We start from the raw sequence: 21147 nt of genomic DNA, 5'->3' as shown, positions 1-21147 counted from the left end.
CTTAATTTTTGTTCTCGTATATAAACATGAAACATATAACCCATAATCAATGTGATTATGAGAATCATTGATTTACTCATACTTTTGTAATTATTTACAAATTGCTATCTTGTATACGATACGAGGGTGCATCAGGCACCCTCGCACATTTTAATACCCTTTGATTTCGACTTCTTGAATTCGGTCAAAACCTTCATATATACCCAATTGTGACTTCACTTTTCCCGAATTCGGATCTAACTCCAGACTATACAGTTTTCCTGAACCTGAGGTTCCGCCGTATGTTCCTACCACCATTACCACGTTGTCCATATAGTACCCTTTTCCTCCGGTAACTTGCGGTTTCAAAATCTTCATCAAGGTAATATCACCATCGAATTCCACCTTGGAATTATTCTCCATTACCAATTCCGATGGACGAATCGGATTCCCATCATCTACCGAGAAATGATAAACCCCTTGTGGAGTGGCGTAATATCCCATGTTTATCTGATTTTTCCCAAATGCCCAATCCACCACATTTCCACTCTTAACATCATTGATATGGGACAGTTCATATTTATACTTGGGAAAATCCTTTATATCATTAGCAGCATCATTCATCTCCGCAATAAAATAAGAACCATCGCTTTTACTTTTCATCACAGCAAGCATCCCATACTTTCCACCCGCATCCCAATAAAGCAAATCTGCCCGCATATCGCCGGGATTGAAAGGAATTTGTATCCCCGGTTCATTTATATCCAGTAATGCCAAATATGAAAAATCATAAATCTGCCCCACAGATACAAAACCGCATTTATTCACATCAAACAAAATACTCTGTCCAATACCCCTTCCCGATGGAATAAAGAGCTGGGGATAAAACCTGTATCCATGTCCATCACGACCTTCATCATACTCGTACAAGGGAACTGCCACCCGATATTTATATGGTTGTCTTGTAAAAATATCTCCGCCATCAAAAATATATAAATTATTATTATACATACTAATTCCTTCCGGTTGCCCAACGTTCAAGCCTCCAAGAAACAAATCGTTCCACTCGCCTTCTTTTTCCATTGTCTTACTCTTTACCACAGCAGAACTATTTTCAGTTAAAGCTATGATAACAATGTTATCCGGGGCTCCAGTAGAACCCGTAAGGAAAGTTTGCCAGAGTCCAGTTCCCTTACCGGCAATCTTCTGATTCCTATTTTTGGCAGAATAGTAAGCAACATCCGTTTTATTGATAAAACCTGTAGCAGGTTTCACTAACTGAAATTCAGCCGCCTCAATCACACCTATATCAGAAATATTTTCGTCACCGTGAAGCACCATAAGCCCAAGTGCTGTAGGGGCCATACTCAACATCACGTCTACCACATTGGAATAAAAATGACGTCCGTTACTAATTTGCGTTACATTCAAACGCATCTTATACGTCTTTTCTTTATTCAAAACTGCATTCTCCCACTTGTAATCCAAATCCCTTCCTTGAGCCACCGCAACAAAAGGATTGAACCATATCGTATCCATCTGCACCTCCCAATCATACCGCAAATCAACATCGGGAATTGAAGTCTTTACATCTGAAGTAAGTTTCAACGTTTCACCATACATCAAACTATGTGGCCCCTCCTCTTTGATAGCCACTTGCACATCTTCCAAATTCCGGTAATCGTAATTTCCTTTATCCTCGTAACAACCACACCATGTTATTGCCACGAAAAATATCCAATACAATTTTTTCATAATACCCTACTTTATTTCGTCAAATAATCAAACTCAATGACACTTTCATCATCCTCACTATATTTGACGTTATTGTCTTTACAATATTTGTTCAACTTATAAATCAGTACTTTTATCTCATCAGAATACCATGAATATCCCCCAGCATTCAAGGTATCAAAGGCGCCCTCGACTTGCATAATTACCTCCATTTTCTTGTCTGAATAATACCCCAAGTTATACTCTGCCGATTTATCCCACCAAGCAGGTCTAGTAAGCTTACTTGAAATCACTAAAGCGTTTTCCAAACTCTCGTTCAATCCGACTTCAAAGTCTTCCGACGAACATATTCTGAAGCCAATCGTATCCGGTGCATTCCCCAAATTCACGGTCTTATACACGGTCACTCGCAACACACCCGAACTCTGATTAGCAGGTATCACCGCTGATATTTCATACCGTGACGTGTCGTTGGTACATCCCAAATCCTCAATCTTCACCGTTCGCTCGGTTGCAACTCTGCCTCCCGCCATGGAAATGCCGATTTCCACCGCGTATTTTTCAACTCCTTCCGGTTGAGAATAAAAAGAAAATAGAGTCGTGTCATTCGCTTTCGTGAACCACACGCGCGGCTTCTCGTTCCACGTGGGAATTTCACTTTTCGAACATGCTACCGCACCTAACAAAAGCACCACTGCAAAATATAATATATTTTTCATCTTCTTCTATATTTTAATTCAAACTATTGACGTCCGGCATTAGCTTGTTCTAAATCCGGAATTTCAAACGTGAAAAACTTAACATCCGTCATATGGGATGAGAAATCCATCTTTTGTAAGCGTTTGTAATAATACCACAATTGCCCCTCCCCGATAAATTCTTTCTTGTACTCTTTCAAAATTTCTTCCTTTAACCTTGAGGATGACATATTGCGATCCAAAGAATAAGAATTCAACCCGCGATGAGAGCGAACTTGATCAAGATAATCCACTCCGTCTTTAGGATCCAAAGCACATTCTGCCGCAATGTAATACATCTCGGACAAACGGATTAACGGTAAACGCTCTTGAAAATAACGACCACACAAAGTATGCTGATAAAATTTGGCCACAAGGAAATTACTCTTGTAAGAAGCGAAACCATACTGGTAACGATAATCGGCCGTATAACTCTCGTATAACTTCATTCGCTCATCACCTGTAAGTTCCTTGCTATTATAAGATTGACTCATCCCGACAGTTCCATCATAAATATAGGAATCCATCAATTTCTCTAAATCTGTCACGTTCAATGCAAAAATATGTTCTGTCGCAAAAGTACGATCCTGTTTATGTTTATAATACTCGTCCGTCTGGGTAGAAGTAATACCCGTCAAATCGCTTTGCTGTACCCAAGGAAACGTGCTTTCCTGTACCGCAATCACCTCTTGTGCACAAGCTAATGCATTCGGCTCATCCCCTTTCCAAAGGTAAACTCGAGCCATTGTGGCAACAACGGCATAATAATTAAAACGGAAACGACGATTATGCCAAGTCGGAATATTTTTTGCAGAAGAGAGATACTTCCCGGAAGGTAAAGAAGCCAAACAAGCCGCAGGAGTAACCCCCAAACGCATGGGATCGTTCTTCAACAAATCCTTCGCGTTTTTCAAGTCCTCCAACATAATTTCGACAGCATCCTTTTGCGTGAAAAGGGGAGTAACCGTAGGAGCCAACATCGTCACGTAAGGAATAGACTCTTTATCTTTACCCGTTTCATAAACTTCGGCAAACAGGCGCAACAAGTCGAAATGTAAATAAGCCCTCAAACCAAGCGCTTCGCCTTTAATCAAATTATAATTATCATCAGAAAAAATGCCTTTATTACCGTCTATTGTAGCTAACAAGGAATTCAAATTGGCAATTTGAGCATAAATACCATTCCACATTTTTTCAATATACGGCTTACAATAATTTCGCTGCCATTCATTTTCCGATTTCGCATACTCGTACGTGTACCATGCCATATGCTCAAACATTTGGATATCATAATACCCAGCAACAATATCCAAAATATTGAATGTCAACTCTCTCCCGTAAAGAGAGCCGTCACACATTTTGGCATAAACACCGGTCAACGCCTCAGCATAGCCAAGTTCTGATTTAAACAACTCGTTACGGTCTACTTGATTCGAAGCGTTCACGTCCAACCAGTCATCACACGCTGTCAACGCAAACATCAATACCGCTAACCCTAATATTTTTATTCTTTTCATATTATTCATGTTTTTCGATTAAAATGTTGCCTGCAACGAGAACGAGAAATTTCGGGCAAAAGGATAAGAAGTTCCTCTCTCTATATCGATACTAGACACACGCAACAACTCGTTCATGTAAAAAGAAAGTTTCAATCGCTGTAAAGCCACTTTCTTCAACCATGCCGCTCCAACAAAATCATATCCCACGTTCACGGTTGAAATATACAATTCATTGTTTTCTTGGACAAAACGTGAAGTCGGTCTTGTCATTTCCTTCATATCGCTACTTCCATTACCATCCATAATATACACCTTTTTATATGGAGCGATATCACCCGTTTTTTGCCAAGCCTTCCACAAACGGCGATCTAAATTTTCAAGACCGGTCACATTCTCCATACGAGCTATTAGATTTGAATTATAAAGATCCCCTCCTAACGTGTAGTTACAAGCAATAGAAAACGTAAAACCTTTATATCCAGCATTAATTCCAAGCGCTCCGCGTAACTTAGGGGTAGTGTTACCCACCACCACCTGTTCGGCTGCACTCCACGTGAAGGTACTTTTTCCGTCTTTCGTCAAGAACATTTCAGTTCCAGTTGTAGGATCAACTCCCAACGAACGCATTCCCCAAATGGCATCCATAGAAACCCCTTCATAATAAAGCGTAGCAGGCTTCGTAAGTTTATTTACATACTTCTTAGCTATTTCCGATGTCATCTGTCCGTCGGTAGCATAATCATACCCACTATCAAGCGAAGCATTATGCTCCTCATTACTATTTTTGAATATATCGTATATTTTCTTGATCTTGTTTTCGTTATGCATTGCCGTAGCTGTAAATGTCACGTAAGCTTGTTGCCCCTCATTCCGCCACGGCGTGACAGAAATTGCCAATTCATACCCCTTATTCTCTATAACACCCAAATTCTCCTTATAATTGGCAAACCCGGTGGAAGCAGGAAGCGACACATCCGACAACAAATTGTCCGTCTTCTGGATATAATACTCCGCACGCAAAGTCAAGAAATGTTTAATAGCAATATCAGCCCCGAAATTGTAATCCATAACCCGCTGCCATCTCAACTTAGTATTAGCAAGAGCAACTAACTGGGCTCCTATCATATCACCATACGAATAATCGTAATACTCGTACCGATAACGAGCTTGGGCCGGATCTACATTCTGAGTTCCCGTGTACCCCACGGAAGCACGTAATTTGAAATTCGAGAGCCAACTATTCTCTCCTAAAAATTCCTCATGGTGAAGATTCCAACCGATACCCAACGACCAGAAAGTTCCCCACCGGTTATCACTCCCATATACAGAAGAAGCACTCCTACGTACCGAAGCATCAAAAAGGTAACGATTGGCATACGAGTAACTGAACGCACCAATAATTCCTATTTCCCTTGTCTTAGAACTGCTTCCGGAAGGTTTTCCATAGGTTTCATATTTAGTGGCAAAGAAAATATCATCCATACTATCATTTCCAAAACCTTCACCAACAGCAGAGAACGTGCGATTATTACTTGAAGCAAGATTCCAAGTCAAGTTGGCAAAAAGGAAATGTTCGCCAAATGACTTATTGAAATTCAAACCAGCTTGCACGTCTATTTTTTCAGATGAACCGTCCGTCTTGGTATATTGCCCCTTACGATCACTCATGCCATTCTCATCGTAATGCACGAACTTCGTGTGACTCTTCGGATAATATACATCAGACCCGTTTTCCTGACGAGAATAAGAGAAAGAACCTCGCAAACGGAGAGCATCGTTAATATTCCAATCCGCAGAAAAATTATCTCGAATTTCTGTATATGCCGATTCATTTTTCGTGTTCAACGTGGCATTGTACAAGGGGTTGTGTACCTCCGTATTTCCATTACTGTCATATGCTCCATTATGAACGATAAATACCCTATTAAGATTTCCATCCTTATCATAAGGCGACCAATACGGGTTCAAGGAAGTATACTCGTCAAATGAACCATAAGGCGAATTCTTCGACCAATTGCGAGTAAACTCGATCGTGTTACGGAACAATAAATTTTTATAAGTATAAGATAGAGTAGTATTTGCATTCAGCGTGTTACGTCCCGATTCTTTCATGACACCGGCAACACTGTTATAAGATACCCCAAACTGGTAACGCATCCGTTCATCACCGCCTTCCAGGGTCAACGAATGCTTGTTACTGAACCCCACACGTAATGGTTTGGAAAGCCAATAAGTATCCACACCACTCAGTATATCGTCATATACCTTTTTGTATGATTCATGTGCCGAAATGGTCCCTAGTTGCGTATTCGGACCATACATTCCTATCCCGACCTCAAAATCCAACTTCTCGCGAGCATCCATCAAATCATAACCGGTTAAATCCGGTGCCTCGATACCGAAATCTCCCGAATAGTAAACTCGTAATTCCCCCATCTGAGGACGTACCGTTTCAATTACTACCACTCCATTTCCGGCTTTTGAACCGTAAATCGCTTTAGCAGCGGCATCTTTCAATAAAGTTACACTCGCAACCCGATTCATGTCTAAATCGAATACTTTCTCAATTGTCGTTTCAAAACCATCCAAAATAAATAACGGTTGATTCGGGTTCCCCTCGTAATCCCCCCTCACATTAGAGAAAGAGGTCTGCCCGCGTAATTGCACATCTGGCAGACGGTTAGGATCACTACCAAATTCTAAATTTTCCATTATCTGGAACGCAGGATCCAAGTTTTTCAAACTTTTTATCAAGTTCTGGTTACCGGCACGCAAAATATCCTCTCGTTTAAACGTGGCAGCCGACCCGGTAAAACTTTCCGCTTTTCGGGTGAACATACCTGTTACAACTACCTCATCTAAATTCTCAATATCCTCCTCCAATACTACCCGGAGCGTATCGGTCTTTTCCGTGAATGATACGGATTTACTTTTAAAACCGACAAAAGAAAATTCCAAAGAACCCTGCGCCATGGGCAATACCATCCGAAACCATCCCTCCATGTCAGTAACGGTTCCAAGAGAAGTTCCCGTCACCTTAACTGTCACACCCGGCAAGGGTTGTTTCTTTGTATCATACACGAACCCTTTCACGCGAACGGACTTACTCTCCGGCTCATCAGTTTTCGCTCGAAGTCGAAAGACTACCAACTGACCGTTCACTTCAAACTCCAAATTCGTTCCTTGCAAACAATGCTCCAACACGGCAAACAAATCCTCGTTTTCCGCCTTTACAGAAAGATTAGTTATCTCCTTTATGTCTTCACTAGAAAACAGAAAAGTATAACTCGATTGTTCTTGTAACAAATCCAAAACATGTAGAAGTGTTTCATTCTTCACATCCAAACTCACTTTCTGTTGAGAAAATGTGGTCGCATGCACTGATGTCAAACTTAACACCAAGAGGAAAAATCCAATTTTCATCACTCGTAACATTTTTTTTAGCCATTGCCTTCGGCAATAGCACGCATTAAACTTTTTTTTCATACATTTGTAATGACGTTAATATTATGGACTGTTTCCAGCAGTCCGTTTATTTGTTATCCGAGGGATGTTTCCAGCATCCCTTATTTTTTTACCACAACTTTATTCCCTTGATATTCAAAACGCACTTTACCTGTTTTTTCAAATTGTTCCAACAAACTCTCCACTCGCTCAAAGCGACTGATTACACCATAGAAACACAGTGATTCCAATTCCGAATCGGTAAATTCATACTCCATCTCGTACCAACGTGCCAACGTTCGCATGATATCCCGCAAAGGAGTATCCCGAAAGACGAATTGTCCCTTTATCCATCGGGTATAAAGGTCCGTGCTTACCTGCTCCACATCCAATTGCCCACTTGCCCGGTCAAGTATAGCCTGCTCCCCGGGTATCAATATACGCTGCAAATCATCCTTCTTTGTTAATACTTCCACCTTTCCGTGAACCAAAGTAGTTCGTATGACAACCTCATCGCCGTAGGCGTTCACGTTAAAAGCCGTTCCAAGCACTCGTACGTTCATGTCGCCCGTTTCCACCACAAAACGTCCTTTCCCGGGTTCCACCTCAAAATAGGCTTCTCCCTCCAAACGCACCCGACGTTCGGACGCCCCGAATACCATGGGATAGGTCAAACGACTCTCGGCATTCAACCATACCCGTGAACCATCGCTCAACGTGAGGTGGTATTCTCCGCCCCGGGGAACTTCCACCGTGTGATAAAGCGTATCTTCCACGACGGGGTTATTCTCGTAAGAAAGCGACTCTTTTTTCAGATGCACGTTCACACCTTTATCTATAATAGTCTGCCCCGGCTTTTGAGTAGTTAAATCAATTCGCGTTCCGTCCGAAATAACCAATCGGACACTGTTATTCCCGAAAGCAATAGCCGGAATAGATTTCTCTCTCGAAATTTCACGGGTATTCGATGCCCAGAACCAAGTCCCGGCGACCAAAAGAATCACAGCCGCCGCACTCCACGCACACAAAGAGAGTATCCGCTTCCTCCGTTTCTCCTTGCGTTCACGAGAGAAACGTTGCCACGCTCTTGACACCCGAGCTTCATCGACCACGGGCAACTCCCGTTCATAATACCGACAAGCGTGTTCCACGAAACGCCGCCGTTGCTCGTCCCCCGCTATCCAACACTCCAAGCGCTCCCGCTCCTCATCGGTCAGGCAACCGTCCACTCGCTTCCGGATTAAAGTCCAATCTATCTGTTCTTGATTCATATCCTTTTCTTCAAATTTCCCCTAAAAGACATGAACTTCAATTTTGGGTGACACGAAAATGATTTTTTTTCGATTTTTTTTATCCCAGCAAACGGGATTTGATGTATTCTTCTATTTCTTACAGAAACAGTGGCGCCTCGTGAAAGGCGCCACTGCATTTTTCAGTTCTCCAACTAACAATTCCTTATTTGAGATTTTCACGGAAAAACTGTTCAATTTTATCGTAGGGTATCACTCCTGCACGATTGTCGTAAAGATCCACGTGAGAGGCCCCGGGGATAATCATCAGTTCCTTGTTGTCACCCTTCAGTTTCTTGAATGCATCCTCGCTGAAATAACGGGAGTGTGCTTTCTCCCCGTGGATTACCAGAACAGCACTACGGATTTCATCGCTATATGCAAGTAGAGGCATATTGATAAACGAAAGAGCCGATGTCTTGTTCCAACCGCCGTTTGAATTAAGGGAACGCTTGTGATAGCCGCGTTCCGTCTTGTAGTAATTGTGGTAATCTTTCACGAACCAAGGGGCATCGTCAGGCAGCGGATCCACCACGCCACCGCCGAGAGCGTATGAACCGTTCTTCGCGTCAATTGTACGCTGGGCGTTGAGCTGTTTGCGGAGTTCGTAACGTTGCTCGGCATCCATCGAGTCAAAATAACCATTGGCATTCACCCGACTCATATTGTACATTGTAGAAGTAACGGTCGCTTTGATCCGGGTGTCGATGGCAGCCGCATTAATTGCCATTCCGCCCCATCCGCAGATACCGATAATTCCGATACGTTCGGGATCCACGTCATCACGCGTAGAGAGAAAATCTACCGCCGCACAGAAATCCTCCGTGTTGATATCGGGAGAGGCAACATAACGAGGTTCCCCACCGCTCTCGCCCGTGTACGAGGGGTCAAAGGCAATAGTCAGAAAACCGCGCTCTGCCATCGTCTGGGCATAAAGTCCTGACGACTGTTCCTTCACAGCACCGAAGGGACCGCTTACTGCAATAGCGGGTAATTTCCCAACGGCATTTTTGGGTATATACATATCGGCGGCAAGCGTGATGCCGTAACGATTGCGGAAAGTCACTTTACTGTGATTCACCTTGTCACTTTTAGGAAACACTTTGTCCCACTCTTGAGTTAAATTCAAGTTTTCGTTCTCCATGGTATTAGAATTTAAATTATCGTTTGTTGCAAATAAACTTCCCACGGTGCAAAAGCACACGATTAAAGCTGCAGATAACCGTCTGATTGACTTTTTCATATCATTTATGGTTTTAATTGTTTTATCTTATAACGCAAAGGTAAAGCAAAAGCCCCACGGCATAATTGCTGTGAGGCTCAAAGATTATTTCTCAAAAGCTCAATTTATCTTCCCGTGAAATCAAGAGAAAACGGCAGTCGGCGGTACCCCGTACTGCTTCTTGAACGCCGTAGAAAAATGCGACGGGTTCTTGAACCCGACCTCAGCGTAAACATCCGCAACCTTTCTCCCACCCTCTTTCATCTTGGCGTAAGCTATCTCAAGACGTTTGCGAATCAACCATTTTTCCGGTGTGAGGTCGCTTATCTTCTTGAAATCACGCTTGAACGTGGCAAGGCTTCTTCCCGTGTAGTGCGCCAATTCGTCCAACGTGAACTCGTACATATAATTCTTGCTCATGAAGTCCAGAATATCAATCTTCCACGGCTCGTTGAAATCGAAAAGCATCGGTGCGAACCGTTCGTCAATATGTAATAGAGCGAGCAACCCTTCCTGCAACTTCAGATTCATAAAATCATCTTTCGGCTTTACCTCCGGGTCGAAATAGGGCGTCATCGAGGCGAAAAGACTCGCAATTTCTGCGGTTTTAGGCAGCTTGATTACGCCGGCATCCAACTTGGACGTAGAGGCAGGAAGTTTGTAATGGTCTAACTTACCATACATCTCCCGCAGGAAATTCCTTTTAAAATTCAAAAAGATACCGCAATAACGTTCGCCGTCACACGTCTTTTTATACATTGTAATATGGTGGTCACGGGGAATGAACACGCATTCGCCTTTTCCGACACGAATCTGTTCTTTACCATTATCAAGAATCATCTCGCCCGAATAGACATAATTCATCGCATACTCGTGCGAACGATGGATACAACCGCTCTCGTCATCATAGAAGAAACTGAAAAACACGTCGTTATAAGCGAATATAACCTTCATTGGTCCTACTTGGTTAGCATTTTCTTGTTCCATAGTTCTTAAATAAAAATATCCAGAAAAAGGCAGGAAAGATTTTCCCGCAAAATTTTATACGCCCGTTTCAAATGAGTGCGCACGGTGTTCTCGGACAACGCTAATTGCTCGGCGATTTCCAAGTATTTTTTACCTTCCATCACGTGCAACTCCACAATCTTACGCTGTTGCTCGGAAAGTTTTGACAAAGCCTGTTGTACCAAAGCAACTAATTCTTTGTCGTCTTCCACATCATCATCAGCGAAAGAAAGTACCAAAGCCTCCGCTTGTCGCTTTTTGTACTCGTCCAAAAGGCGGAGCCGTCTGAAATAACGTAAACAGGCATGTTTCACGGAAGAATAAAGATAGGCTTTCAAATTCAAGTTCTCCGGCAATCGCTTCCGGTTTTCCCACATCCCGGCAAAGACGGATTGAACGATATTCTCCGCCTCTTCTTCACTCATCACGTAACCGTACGCAAATAAAAACAAAGGACGATAATAATAACGGAAAGCCTCTTCGAATTCTTTTTCCGATGACATCCGATTATTTACCCCTTCACTATTTTTATTCAATTTATCCATATCCATAACACACGTAATCCAATATTGTACAAATGTAGTAAAAAAAGGAAATAATGCAACCACGGTTACAGTAACGGCGGTTGCGATAGATTCCGCTTTATCTGTTCCAGACCGGGACGGGAGAGCGGGGAATCTTTGAAACGGCTTTTGAAAGTTTCCTCGTCCAATTCAAGCCAATCTTCACGGCTCATGTACATCAGCCACTCGTCAGGCAAAAATTCTTTCACGCGGTGCATCACCGCCTTCCCGTTCCACGGGCATACTTCCTGACAAGCGTCACACCCGAAAAAGCGCTGTCCCATCTTTTCTTTGATTTCCAGCGGAATTTCATCTTTACGCTCGATCGTGTTATAAGAAATACAAAGGTTGGCATTCACTTCGCGTGAAGACAAAGCTCCCGTGGGACAAGCCTCCACGCAACGGTTGCACGTCCCGCAAAAATCCCGCTCTTCCGGAAGAGAATAGCCGGAAGGTTCGAAATCGGATATAATCACCCCTATAAAGCAATACGAGCCCAACCGGGGATTCACCAACAAAGTATTGCGTCCTATCCAACCTAACCCCGCCCGCCGTGCCCACTCGTGCTCGAACACCGGGGCGGAATCGACAAACACCCTCCCCCGAATATCACGTCCGGTCTTCTCCTTTAAAACAGAAAGCAACCGGAACAACCGTTCTTTCAGCACGATATGATAATCTTTCCCGTAAGCGTAACGGGCGATGACAGGTACATCCTTCTCCTGACGCCGGGGGGTATAATAATTAGTCAATGTTACAATCACGGAACGGGCTCCTTCAACAAGTAAAGCGGGATTCTCCCGCTTCTCTATATTCTTCGCCATGTATCCCATTCCCGCGTGAAACCCTTTCTCTATCCAACGAAGCAAAACCTCTTTCTCCCGAGTCAGCGTATCGACCGGAGCCACCCCGCAAGCATCAAACCCTAAGAGCCGGGCTTCCTTTTTTAAGTCTATAAGGTCCATAAGGTCTATAAAGTCCGTAAAGTCATGATGTCCTTCGGACAATGTTTATTGGCAGCAACGCTGCCATGAGCAAAGCGCCCCGCAGGGGTCCATAGACCTTCGACCTTATGGACTTTATGGACCTTATAGACTATCATCATATCCCGAATCCCAATTCCAACTTCGCCACCTCGCTCATCCGATCGGGAGTCCAAGCCGGTTCAAAAGTCAGATTAACGGTAACCTCGTCAATCCCGTCAAGCGTCAATACCACGTCGTGTACTTCCTGCACGATCTGATCGGCAATGGGACATCCCGGAGCTGTAAGCGTCATTGTGACAATTACTTCGTTCTGCTTCGGGAACTCGATACCGTAGACAAGCCCCAACTCCCATATATTCACCGGCACCTCCGGATCGTACACCGTTGACAACTTCTCTATCACCAAATCTTCCATTAAACTTTTTCCCATATCACATCATTTTGCCTCGTAAGCCAAGGCGTAATACTTGATTTGCTTTATCATAGACAACAACCCGTTCGACCGCGTGGGCGACAAATGCTGGGTTAATCCAATCTTGTCAATAAAATCCAGATTTGCGTTCACGATGTCGTGAGGCGTCTGCCCGGAAAACACCCGAATCAACAACCCGGCAATACCTTTCGTGATAATCGCGTCACTGTCAGCCTCAAAGTACAATTTACCGTCTTTCAGTCCGGCATGGAACCACACCCGCGACTGACACCCTTTTATCAAGTTGTCGTCCGTCTTGTGCGCCTCGTCCATAGCCTCCAAACCATTCCCGATCTCGATCAGGTAAGCGTATTTATCCATCCAATCGTCATACATGGAAAACTCTTCCACGATTTGATTCTGAATCTCTTCTATCGTCATTGTCTTTACATTTTGAAAATCTGTTCTATTTTCTTCAACCCGGCACAGAAGACATCTATTTCCTCCCGGGTATTGTACATGGCTATCGACGCGCGAGCCATCGCGGTTACCCCGTAATGTTGCATCACCGGCTCGGCACAAAGCTGTCCCGTCCGCACGGCAATACCCATTTTATCCAACAGCGTCCCGAGGTCAAACGGGTGAATCCCCTCTATCCCGAAAGAAATCACGGAAGACTTTTCCGCCGCTTCCCCGTAAAGGATGATACCGGGAATCCGGCGAATCTGCTCCATCGCGTACCCCAACAACTCGTGCTCGTAACGGGCTATCCCGTCCAAGCCAATCCGGTTCACGTATTCCAACGCCTCGCCCAAGCCAATCACCCCGATAAAATCGGGTGTCCCCGCCTCGAACTTGAAGGGCAACTCGTTGTAAGTCGTTTTCTCGAAACGCACTTCCTTGATCATCTCGCCCCCCCCCTGCCACGGCGGCATCTGTTCCAACAGGCTTTTCTTCCCGTACAACACACCAATCCCCGTGGGACCGTAAATCTTATGACCGGAGAACGCGAAGAAATCACAATCCAATCCCTGCACGTCCACCGGAATATGTTGAATAGCCTGCGCCCCGTCCACCAAAACGTATGCCCCGCGGGCGTGGGCGGCATCTATAATTTGCTTCACGGGATTCACCGTTCCCAGTACATTCGACACGTAAGCCACGCCAACCAGTTTCACCCGCTCGTTCAACAACTTCCCGAACACCTCCATGTCCAACTCACCCTTGTCATTGAAAGGCACCACCTTCAACACCGCTTTCTTGCGGTCGCACAACATCTGCCACGGAACGATATTCGCATGATGCTCCATCTCCGTCACGATAATCTCGTCCCCCTCGTTGATAAATGCCTCACCGAAAGAGTGCGCCACGAGATTGATACTCTCCGTGGTTCCCCGGGTAAAGATAATCTCCTCGGTGAACGCGGCGTTGATAAACTTCCGCACGATTTCCCGTGCCTCCTCGTTCGCGTCCGTACATTTATTACTCAGGTAATGTACCCCGCGATGCACGTTAGAGTTATAACGCAGGTAATATTCCGTCATCTTATCGATCACGGTCAGCGGACGTTGCGTGGTTGCCCCGTTATCCAGATACACCAGCGGTTTATCATAGATTTTTTCCTCCAGTATCGGAAAATCCTTCCTGACTTGACTTACATCGAACATAATTTATTGCTTACAGTGCATCACGCAATTGTGGCACTTCGTTAATTCTCCTCTTAAACGTTTATCCACCAGATTGTCGATCTCCTCCCGCAAAGGTTCCAGTTTCACCCGTCCGACAATCTCATGCGCGAAACCGAACATCATCATCAAGCGGGCTTCCGCCTCACCGATACCCCGGCTACGCAAGTAAAACATAGCCTCCTCGTCGATCTGTCCCACGGTAGCCCCGTGACTGCATTTCACGTCATCGGCGTCAATCACCAGTTGCGGCTTCGTGTTCACCTGTGCCGTGTCAGTCAGCAACAAGTTATTATTCGCCTGAAAAGCCTCTGTCTTCTGGGCATCCGGTCGCACGGTAATCCGTCCGGCAAAATTCGCCAGAGCCGCATCGTCCAACACGCCCTTGAAATGCTGGTTACTCGTGCAACGCGGGGCGATGTGGTCGATAAAGGTGAAATTATCCACCTGTTGTTTCTTGTCAGACAAGTACATCCCGTACAGGTTACACTCGCACCCCTCCTCGCTCAAGGCGGCGTACAAATTATTACGAATGAACCCGCCGTAAAGCGAGATCACGTTGGCATCATAACGCGAGTTCCGCTTCTGGCAAACAAACACGCTATTAATCTGCGACGCCTCTATATGTTGATTCTGCACGTGATAGTATTCAAACGCGGCATTCTCCCCGACGACCACCTCCGTGGCATTATTCGACAGGAAAACATCATCCGACAAGGTATGGTCACATACCAGAATCGTCGCTTTCGCGTTACGTCCCAGCACCACCATATTTCTCTGGAAAGACATCAAATCCGCGTTAGCCCGCATCAGATTCACCACTTGCAACGGACGTTCCATCACCACGTTATCGGGCACGTACACGAACACGCCGTCCTGCGCAAAAGCCGTGTTCAGCGCCACCAACCCGTCCGAGTCAGCCGGACGCGTGTATTGGTCATAGTGTTGCTCGAAAATCTCCTTGTACTTCACGCTCGCCTCGGCAAGACTGCAAATAATTACCCCTTCCGGAATCCCGGGAACACGGTTTTCCTGCACGAACCACCCGTTGATGGTCAGCATCAGATTGGTTTCCAGATTCGGCACATGGCACTTGAACAACTCGTTCAAATCAACACCCTGCTTGATATGTTTCAATACCACCTTGTAATCCCGGTCGAAAACAGGCAACGTATCCGCGTACAGGTAATCTTCCGTCTTGTACGGGACACCGCCCAGCGCCACGAAACGCCCGAACGCTTCCTCCCGGTGACGGTTCATCACCTCGCCGCATCCCTCCCGGAGTAACTGTTGTCCCTCCCGGAAAAGGGTGGCAAAATCGTTATTTATTTTCTCTAATCTCTCCATTGTCTATTACTTACCGGAATGTACTTCCTCTTTTATCCAATCATAACCGTGTTTCTCCAACTCCGCAACCAACTCCTTGCCGGCGGTTTTCACGATTCGACCGTCATACAGCACGTGCACCACGTCGGGCACGATATAATCCAACAACCTCTGGTAGTGCGTGATCACGATCGTGGAATTATCCGGACGCCGCAACTTGTTCACCCCGTTTGCCACGATGCGCAAGGCGTCGATATCCAAACCGGAATCCGTCTCGTCAAGAATAGACAATTTCGGCTCCAGCACCGCCATCTGGAAAATCTCGTTCTTCTTCTTCTCCCCGCCGGAAAAGCCCTCGTTCAACGAGCGGTTCAACAAACGGCTGTCGATGCTCACGAGTTCCATCTTCTCCCGGATCATCTTCAGAAACTCACCGGCAGGATAAGGCGGCAGCCCCTTGTATTTACGCTGTTCATTCACGGCAGTCTTCAAGAAATTGACCGTGCTTACACCGGGAATCTCCACCGGATACTGGAAACTCAGGAATATCCCTTCCCGCGCCCTGTCTTCCGCCGGCAACTCCAACAAGTTCTTACCGTTAAACCAAACCTCCCCTTCCGTCACCTCGAAACACTCCCGTCCCGTCAACACGGCGGAAAGTGTACTTTTCCCTGCACCGTTCGGTCCCATAATCGCGTGTATCTCGCCCGCGTTCACCTCCAAGTCAATCCCCTTCAAAATCTCCTTCCCGTCTATCGAGGCGTGCAAATTCTTTATCTTTAGTAAACCCTTCATATTCATTTTAGATTTTAGATTTTAGATTTCAGATTCCAACCGCACCAACCGCCCTCGTCCAAAACCATAAATCATAATTTGTCATTCATAAATCGTAAATCTCAAATCATAAATCGCTTCCATATCATCCCACGCTTCCTTCCAAGCTAATCTGCAATAATTTCTGCGCTTCAACGGCAAACTCCATCGGCATTTTGTTGATAACATCTCCGGCGTACCCCTTGATGATCAAGCCGACAGCGTCCTCCGTGGATATTCCCCGCTGGTTGCAGTAAAATATCTGGTCTTCACCAATCTTGGAAGTCGTCGCCTCGTGTTCCACCTGTGCCGTGGGATTAGCCACCTCAAGATAAGGGAACGTGTGCGCACCGCATTTATCTCCCAGTAATAACGAATCACACTGCGAGAAATTGCGTGCCCCGTGACAACTTTTCACCACTTTCACCTTTCCCCGGTAGGAGTTGGAACTATACCCCGCCGAAATACCTTTCGACACGATACGGCTACGGGTATTATTCCCGATATGTATCATCTTGGTTCCCGTGTCCGCTTGCTGGTAATTATTCGTCACCGCCACGGAATAGAACTCGCTCACGGAACCGTCGCCCTTCAATATCGTGCTCGGGTACTTCCACGTGATCGCCGATCCGGTTTCCACTTGCGCCCAGATTAACTTGGCATTCTCCCCCTTGCAAATTCCCCGCTTCGTCACGAAATTATAGATACCGCCCTTCCCGTTCTTGTCACCCGGGTACCAGTTCTGCACGGTACTGTATTTCACCTCGGCATTCTTCTCGATCACGATCTCCACGATAGCGGCGTGCAGTTGATTCTCGTCCCGCTGCGGGGCGGTACACCCTTCAAGGTAACTCACGTAACTCTCCTCCTCCGCCACGATCAGCGTACGCTCGAACTGTCCCGTCTTCGCCGCGTTGATACGAAAATAAGTCGACAACTCCATCGGGCATCGCACCCCTTTCGGGATATACACGAACGACCCGTCACTGAATACCGCCGAATTTAACGCCGCGAAATAATTATCGGAATAAGGCACCACGGAGCCCAAGTAACGTTTTATCAAGTCCGGGTGATTCTTCACCGCCTCGGAGAAAGAACAGAAAATAACTCCCCGTTCAGCCAACGCCTCCTTGAACGTCGTTTTCACCGACACGCTATCCATGACCGCGTCAACGGCTACCCCGGAAAGCGTCTTCTGCTCGTCCAAGGGAATCCCCAATTTATCGAAAGTAGCTTTCAACTCGGGATCAACCTCATCCCAAGACTTTTTCACTTCCTGCTTCGGGGCAGCGTAATACACTATATCCTGATAATCAATCGGCGGTATCTCCAATTGCGCCCACGCGGGCATCTTCATGGTCAACCAATGCCGATACGCTTTCAACCGAAATTCCAGCAACCACTCGGGTTCCTCTTTCTTTTGTGAAATCAACCGGACAACAGACTCGTTCAATCCCTTGCCGATCATCTCGGTTTCCACGTCAGAAACAAAGCCGTATTTATACTCACCCTCGGTTACTTCATTCAATATATCGTCTTGTTCTTTAGCCATAACTCATTAATTGAAAATTGAAAATTGAAAATTGAAAATGACAAGGATATACCCCCTGACAAGACCTAATTATTCAATTTGTGCAAAAGTACAAAAAAATATCACCTACCCAATTATCTATGGGGTAGATAATATCTATTACGTGATAAACCAATATTATGATTCAACCGCCGAGGCATAAACCCGCGAACAAGAAAAACTTGCAACCTGCCAACCCGTAACCTGCAACGTGGCAAAACCACAGGGGAAATGCGCCAAAACGCTTTTCATCCGGTCCATAAAGTCGAGCCTTCGGCTCTTAAAATTCATAAAGTCTATAAAGTCACGGGCGTCCTTCGGACTGTGTTCATCGGCAGCAAAGCTGCCGTAGGTTAAGCACCCGCAATATCTACGGATTTTACGAACCTTATGGACTTTATGAACCTTATGGACTTTATGAACCTTTGACTTGAGCGAAGCGACTTCCCATTTGCGTCATTCGGCAATTTAGTGTATTTTTGTACACGAAATAAGAAAGACACGAAGCATGAGTGAAAACAAACCATTGACAAAACTATCCACGTTAGGGGAATTCGGGTTAATCCGTCACTTGACACAAGATATAAAATTAAAAAATTCTTCTTCCGTGAAAGGAGTCGGCGACGATGCCGCAGTACTGGACTACAAGGATAAAAAAGTGCTCGTCAGCACGGACATGTTGATAGAAGGCGTACATTTCGACCTCGCATATGCCCCATTGAAACATCTGGGATACAAGGCCGTGGCGACCAACGTCAGCGACATTTGCGCCATGAACGGCACGGCGAAACAGATTACCGTTTCGTTAGCCATATCCAACCGCTTTTCGCTGGAAGCCGTGGAAGAATTATACGAGGGGATTTACCTCGCCTGCGACCAATACGGGGTAGACCTCGTGGGCGGCGACACGACATCTTCCAAAACCGGCATGTGTATCAGCATCACCGTGCTCGGGGAAGCTGACGACGAAGAGATCACGTACCGCAACACGGCAAAAGAAAACAACTTAATCTGCGTAAGCGGGGATTTGGGAGCCGCCTACATGGGTTTGCAATTACTGGAGCGGGAAAAAGTGGTATTTCAAGAAAACCAGAGTTCCCAACCGGACTTCTCCGGCTACGAGTACATACTGGAACGCCAGCTAAAACCGGAAGCCCGGCAGGATATCGTCCGCCTGTTGAAAGAAAAAGGTATCAAGCCCACGGCCATGATGGACGTTTCCGACGGCCTCTCTTCCGAGGTATTGCACATATGCCACGATTCCGGTCTGGGTTGCAAAATATACGAGGATAAACTCCCGATTGATTACCAGACTTACAAAATGGCGGAAGAACTGAACATGAACGCCACCGTGTGTGCCCTCTCCGGCGGTGAGGACTACGAATTGCTGTTTACCGCCCCGCTGGAAGATTTCGAGAAATTATCCGCCATGGAAGGAATCAGCATCATCGGGCATACCTGCGCCAAAAGCGAAGGATATAACTTGATCACGAAAGACGGCAATTCTTTCGAACTGAAAGCACAAGGCTGGGTAAATTTTAACCCCGACAACCAACAATAAACGACCGACCATGAGCAAACTGGACAATATATTGGACGAATCTTTACTGCACAGCGCCAGCGGCGACCGGAAAGCCCTCCGCCTGTTGTTGAGAAAAGTCATCCCCGACAGATTCCGCTATTATCACGAGAGCCGGGCAATAACCCGCCAAGAGGAATTTTCCGATATGCTATACAAAATCCTCTTGCTCGAACTGGATGAGGAAGAAGAAGAAAGCATCGAACTGGCTGAACTGGCATACTTGGGCATCAGCGAAAGAATCACGTGTTCCCCGGAAAACATCTACGATTGCGTGAAGAAACGAATCATATTGATGCATTATTTCGCGGACTATTTCACGGATAGCATGATTGAGGTATTTCTGAAAAAATACAGGGCGGACAATCTATTGGAAGCCCGGAAACTTGCGCTGGAATCCCTCGAACGGATGCAGTTATTCGATATTTTCTTCATGGAACAAAACTTCGGCAACCGCATCGACCGGGACGAACAACTCACCGACGTCAGCAATGACATTGAACTCGCTCCCAACCTCTCGGACGAGGAACTGGAAGAAGCCGGACTGATGCACCGGGTGCTGTACGCCTATTTGAAAATGAAGTACAGGGAATAAATACCCACAAAAAAATCGAGAGTCTATTAACTCTCGATTTTTTTCTTTAGCGATTGGGATTAGAATCTTCTTTCTCTCGGTGCTCTATAACCTCTATTATCGCCTCCTTCTTCTCTCGGTCTTGCTTTTTTCACAACAATTTTCCGTCCTTGAAAATCTGACTCGTTTAAAGCATTGATCGCGTTGAAACCTTCCGTCTCGTCTTCCATTTCAACAAAACCAAAACATTTAGAATTACCAGTTTCTTTGTCCATAATTACTTTGGCTGAAGAAACAGAACCGTGCTCCGCGAAAAGAGCTTGCAAGTCTTCACTCGTGGTGGCAGAACTTAGCTTTGCAACAAAAATATTCACAATAAAAATAATTAAAATTAATAATACATGTAGAAGGGTACGTAGATAGATATCTTTGGTTTCAACGATAAACAACTATTTAACTTCTACCGCAGCAAATATAACTAATTTATTAATAATCAAAAATTAATATCACTTTTTTTCGCTAATTCCTTAAAATTTATCTCACCCCCGAAAAACGATTGCCAGAAGCCACCTATTCTCCATCTCCCCTATTTTTTTCATCCCCGATTCTATTTTTTCTTTATAATCGCTTGCAATTTCAAAAAATTCCCCTACTTTTGCACCCGTTAAAACATAACGATGGTGCCATAGCTCAGTTGGTAGAGCAAAGGACTGAAAATCCTTGTGTCCCC

General features: G+C 45.3%; 19 protein-coding genes. 2 read left to right on the top strand and 17 right to left on the bottom strand.

The window, feature by feature from the left end; genetic code table 11:
- Positions 1 to 150: 150 nt before the first annotated feature.
- From Q5866_RS18695 to sufB, 15 genes are all read right to left on the bottom strand, one after another.
- Complete coding sequence (locus Q5866_RS18695) at positions 151 to 1734, bottom strand: PKD-like family lipoprotein (protein WP_303181807.1); 1584 nt, start codon at positions 1732 to 1734, stop codon at positions 151 to 153.
- An 11-nt stretch (positions 1735 to 1745) separates the two neighbouring features.
- On the bottom strand, positions 1746 to 2432 hold the full coding sequence (locus tag Q5866_RS18690) for a DUF4843 domain-containing protein (protein WP_303181805.1): 687 nt from the start codon (positions 2430 to 2432) through the stop codon (positions 1746 to 1748).
- Positions 2433 to 2455: 23 nt separating this feature from the next.
- Positions 2456 to 3967: a RagB/SusD family nutrient uptake outer membrane protein gene (locus tag Q5866_RS18685; RefSeq protein ID WP_303181803.1), complete on the bottom strand. Its 1512-nt coding sequence runs from the start codon at positions 3965 to 3967 to the stop codon at positions 2456 to 2458.
- An 18-nt stretch (positions 3968 to 3985) separates the two neighbouring features.
- On the bottom strand, positions 3986 to 7372 hold the full coding sequence (locus tag Q5866_RS18680; RefSeq protein WP_303181801.1) for a SusC/RagA family TonB-linked outer membrane protein: 3387 nt from the start codon (positions 7370 to 7372) through the stop codon (positions 3986 to 3988).
- Positions 7373 to 7515: 143 nt separating this feature from the next.
- Positions 7516 to 8664, bottom strand: a complete 1149-nt coding sequence (locus Q5866_RS18675) for a FecR family protein (RefSeq protein WP_303181800.1) — start codon at positions 8662 to 8664, stop codon at positions 7516 to 7518.
- 184 nt (positions 8665 to 8848) lie between these two features.
- Positions 8849 to 9925 (bottom strand): alpha/beta hydrolase, encoded by a 1077-nt coding sequence (locus Q5866_RS18670; RefSeq protein ID WP_303181798.1) that lies wholly within the window; start codon positions 9923 to 9925, stop codon positions 8849 to 8851.
- 120 nt (positions 9926 to 10045) lie between these two features.
- A complete protein-coding gene (locus Q5866_RS18665) occupies positions 10046 to 10891 on the bottom strand; it encodes an AraC family transcriptional regulator (RefSeq protein WP_303181796.1) in 846 nt (281 codons plus the stop codon).
- A 5-nt stretch (positions 10892 to 10896) separates the two neighbouring features.
- Positions 10897 to 11460 (bottom strand): RNA polymerase sigma-70 factor, encoded by a 564-nt coding sequence (locus tag Q5866_RS18660; protein ID WP_176554905.1) that lies wholly within the window; start codon positions 11458 to 11460, stop codon positions 10897 to 10899.
- Positions 11461 to 11519: 59 nt separating this feature from the next.
- The gene (gene queG / locus Q5866_RS18655; protein WP_303181793.1) at positions 11520 to 12437 is read right to left on the bottom strand and encodes a tRNA epoxyqueuosine(34) reductase QueG; all 918 of its coding nucleotides are present in this window, start codon (positions 12435 to 12437) and stop codon (positions 11520 to 11522) included.
- A gap of 136 nt (positions 12438 to 12573) precedes the next feature.
- On the bottom strand, positions 12574 to 12888 hold the full coding sequence (locus tag Q5866_RS18650; protein WP_099290428.1) for a metal-sulfur cluster assembly factor: 315 nt from the start codon (positions 12886 to 12888) through the stop codon (positions 12574 to 12576).
- A gap of 6 nt (positions 12889 to 12894) precedes the next feature.
- Positions 12895 to 13311 carry a SufE family protein gene (locus Q5866_RS18645; RefSeq protein ID WP_099290429.1) on the bottom strand — a complete coding sequence of 139 codons (417 nt, stop codon included), beginning with the start codon at positions 13309 to 13311 and terminating at the stop codon, positions 12895 to 12897.
- A gap of 5 nt (positions 13312 to 13316) precedes the next feature.
- Positions 13317 to 14537, bottom strand: coding sequence for a cysteine desulfurase (locus Q5866_RS18640; protein WP_099290430.1), 1221 nt, complete (start codon positions 14535 to 14537; stop codon positions 13317 to 13319).
- A gap of 3 nt (positions 14538 to 14540) precedes the next feature.
- The gene (sufD, locus tag Q5866_RS18635; RefSeq protein WP_303181789.1) at positions 14541 to 15902 is read right to left on the bottom strand and encodes a Fe-S cluster assembly protein SufD; all 1362 of its coding nucleotides are present in this window, start codon (positions 15900 to 15902) and stop codon (positions 14541 to 14543) included.
- A gap of 6 nt (positions 15903 to 15908) precedes the next feature.
- Entirely contained in the window at positions 15909 to 16676 is a 768-nt protein-coding gene (sufC, locus tag Q5866_RS18630; protein WP_099290795.1) for a Fe-S cluster assembly ATPase SufC, read from the bottom strand.
- A gap of 124 nt (positions 16677 to 16800) precedes the next feature.
- Positions 16801 to 18246 (bottom strand): Fe-S cluster assembly protein SufB, encoded by a 1446-nt coding sequence (gene sufB, locus Q5866_RS18625; RefSeq protein ID WP_099290432.1) that lies wholly within the window; start codon positions 18244 to 18246, stop codon positions 16801 to 16803.
- A gap of 526 nt (positions 18247 to 18772) precedes the next feature.
- Between sufB and thiL the strand changes: the two genes are divergently transcribed.
- Positions 18773 to 19825 (top strand): thiamine-phosphate kinase, encoded by a 1053-nt coding sequence (gene thiL, locus Q5866_RS18620; protein ID WP_303181786.1) that lies wholly within the window; start codon positions 18773 to 18775, stop codon positions 19823 to 19825.
- Positions 19826 to 19835: 10 nt separating this feature from the next.
- The gene (locus Q5866_RS18615) at positions 19836 to 20438 is read left to right on the top strand and encodes a hypothetical protein (RefSeq protein WP_227217398.1); all 603 of its coding nucleotides are present in this window, start codon (positions 19836 to 19838) and stop codon (positions 20436 to 20438) included.
- A 59-nt stretch (positions 20439 to 20497) separates the two neighbouring features.
- Here Q5866_RS18615 and Q5866_RS18610 read toward each other — a convergent pair whose 3' ends face one another.
- Both Q5866_RS18610 and Q5866_RS18605 read right to left on the bottom strand, forming a co-directional pair.
- Complete coding sequence (locus Q5866_RS18610) at positions 20498 to 20791, bottom strand: RNA-binding protein (protein WP_099290796.1); 294 nt, start codon at positions 20789 to 20791, stop codon at positions 20498 to 20500.
- 165 nt (positions 20792 to 20956) lie between these two features.
- Positions 20957 to 21147 (bottom strand): hypothetical protein (locus Q5866_RS18605; protein ID WP_303181782.1); only part of this gene is annotated, 191 nt, incomplete at its 5' end.

The sequence above is a fragment of the uncultured Butyricimonas sp. genome (assembly GCF_959596855.1).
GTDB classification, from domain to species: domain Bacteria; phylum Bacteroidota; class Bacteroidia; order Bacteroidales; family Marinifilaceae; genus Butyricimonas; species Butyricimonas muris.
The sequence above is the reverse complement of the archived record's forward strand: the minus strand, read 5'-3'. Positions and strand labels throughout refer to the sequence as shown.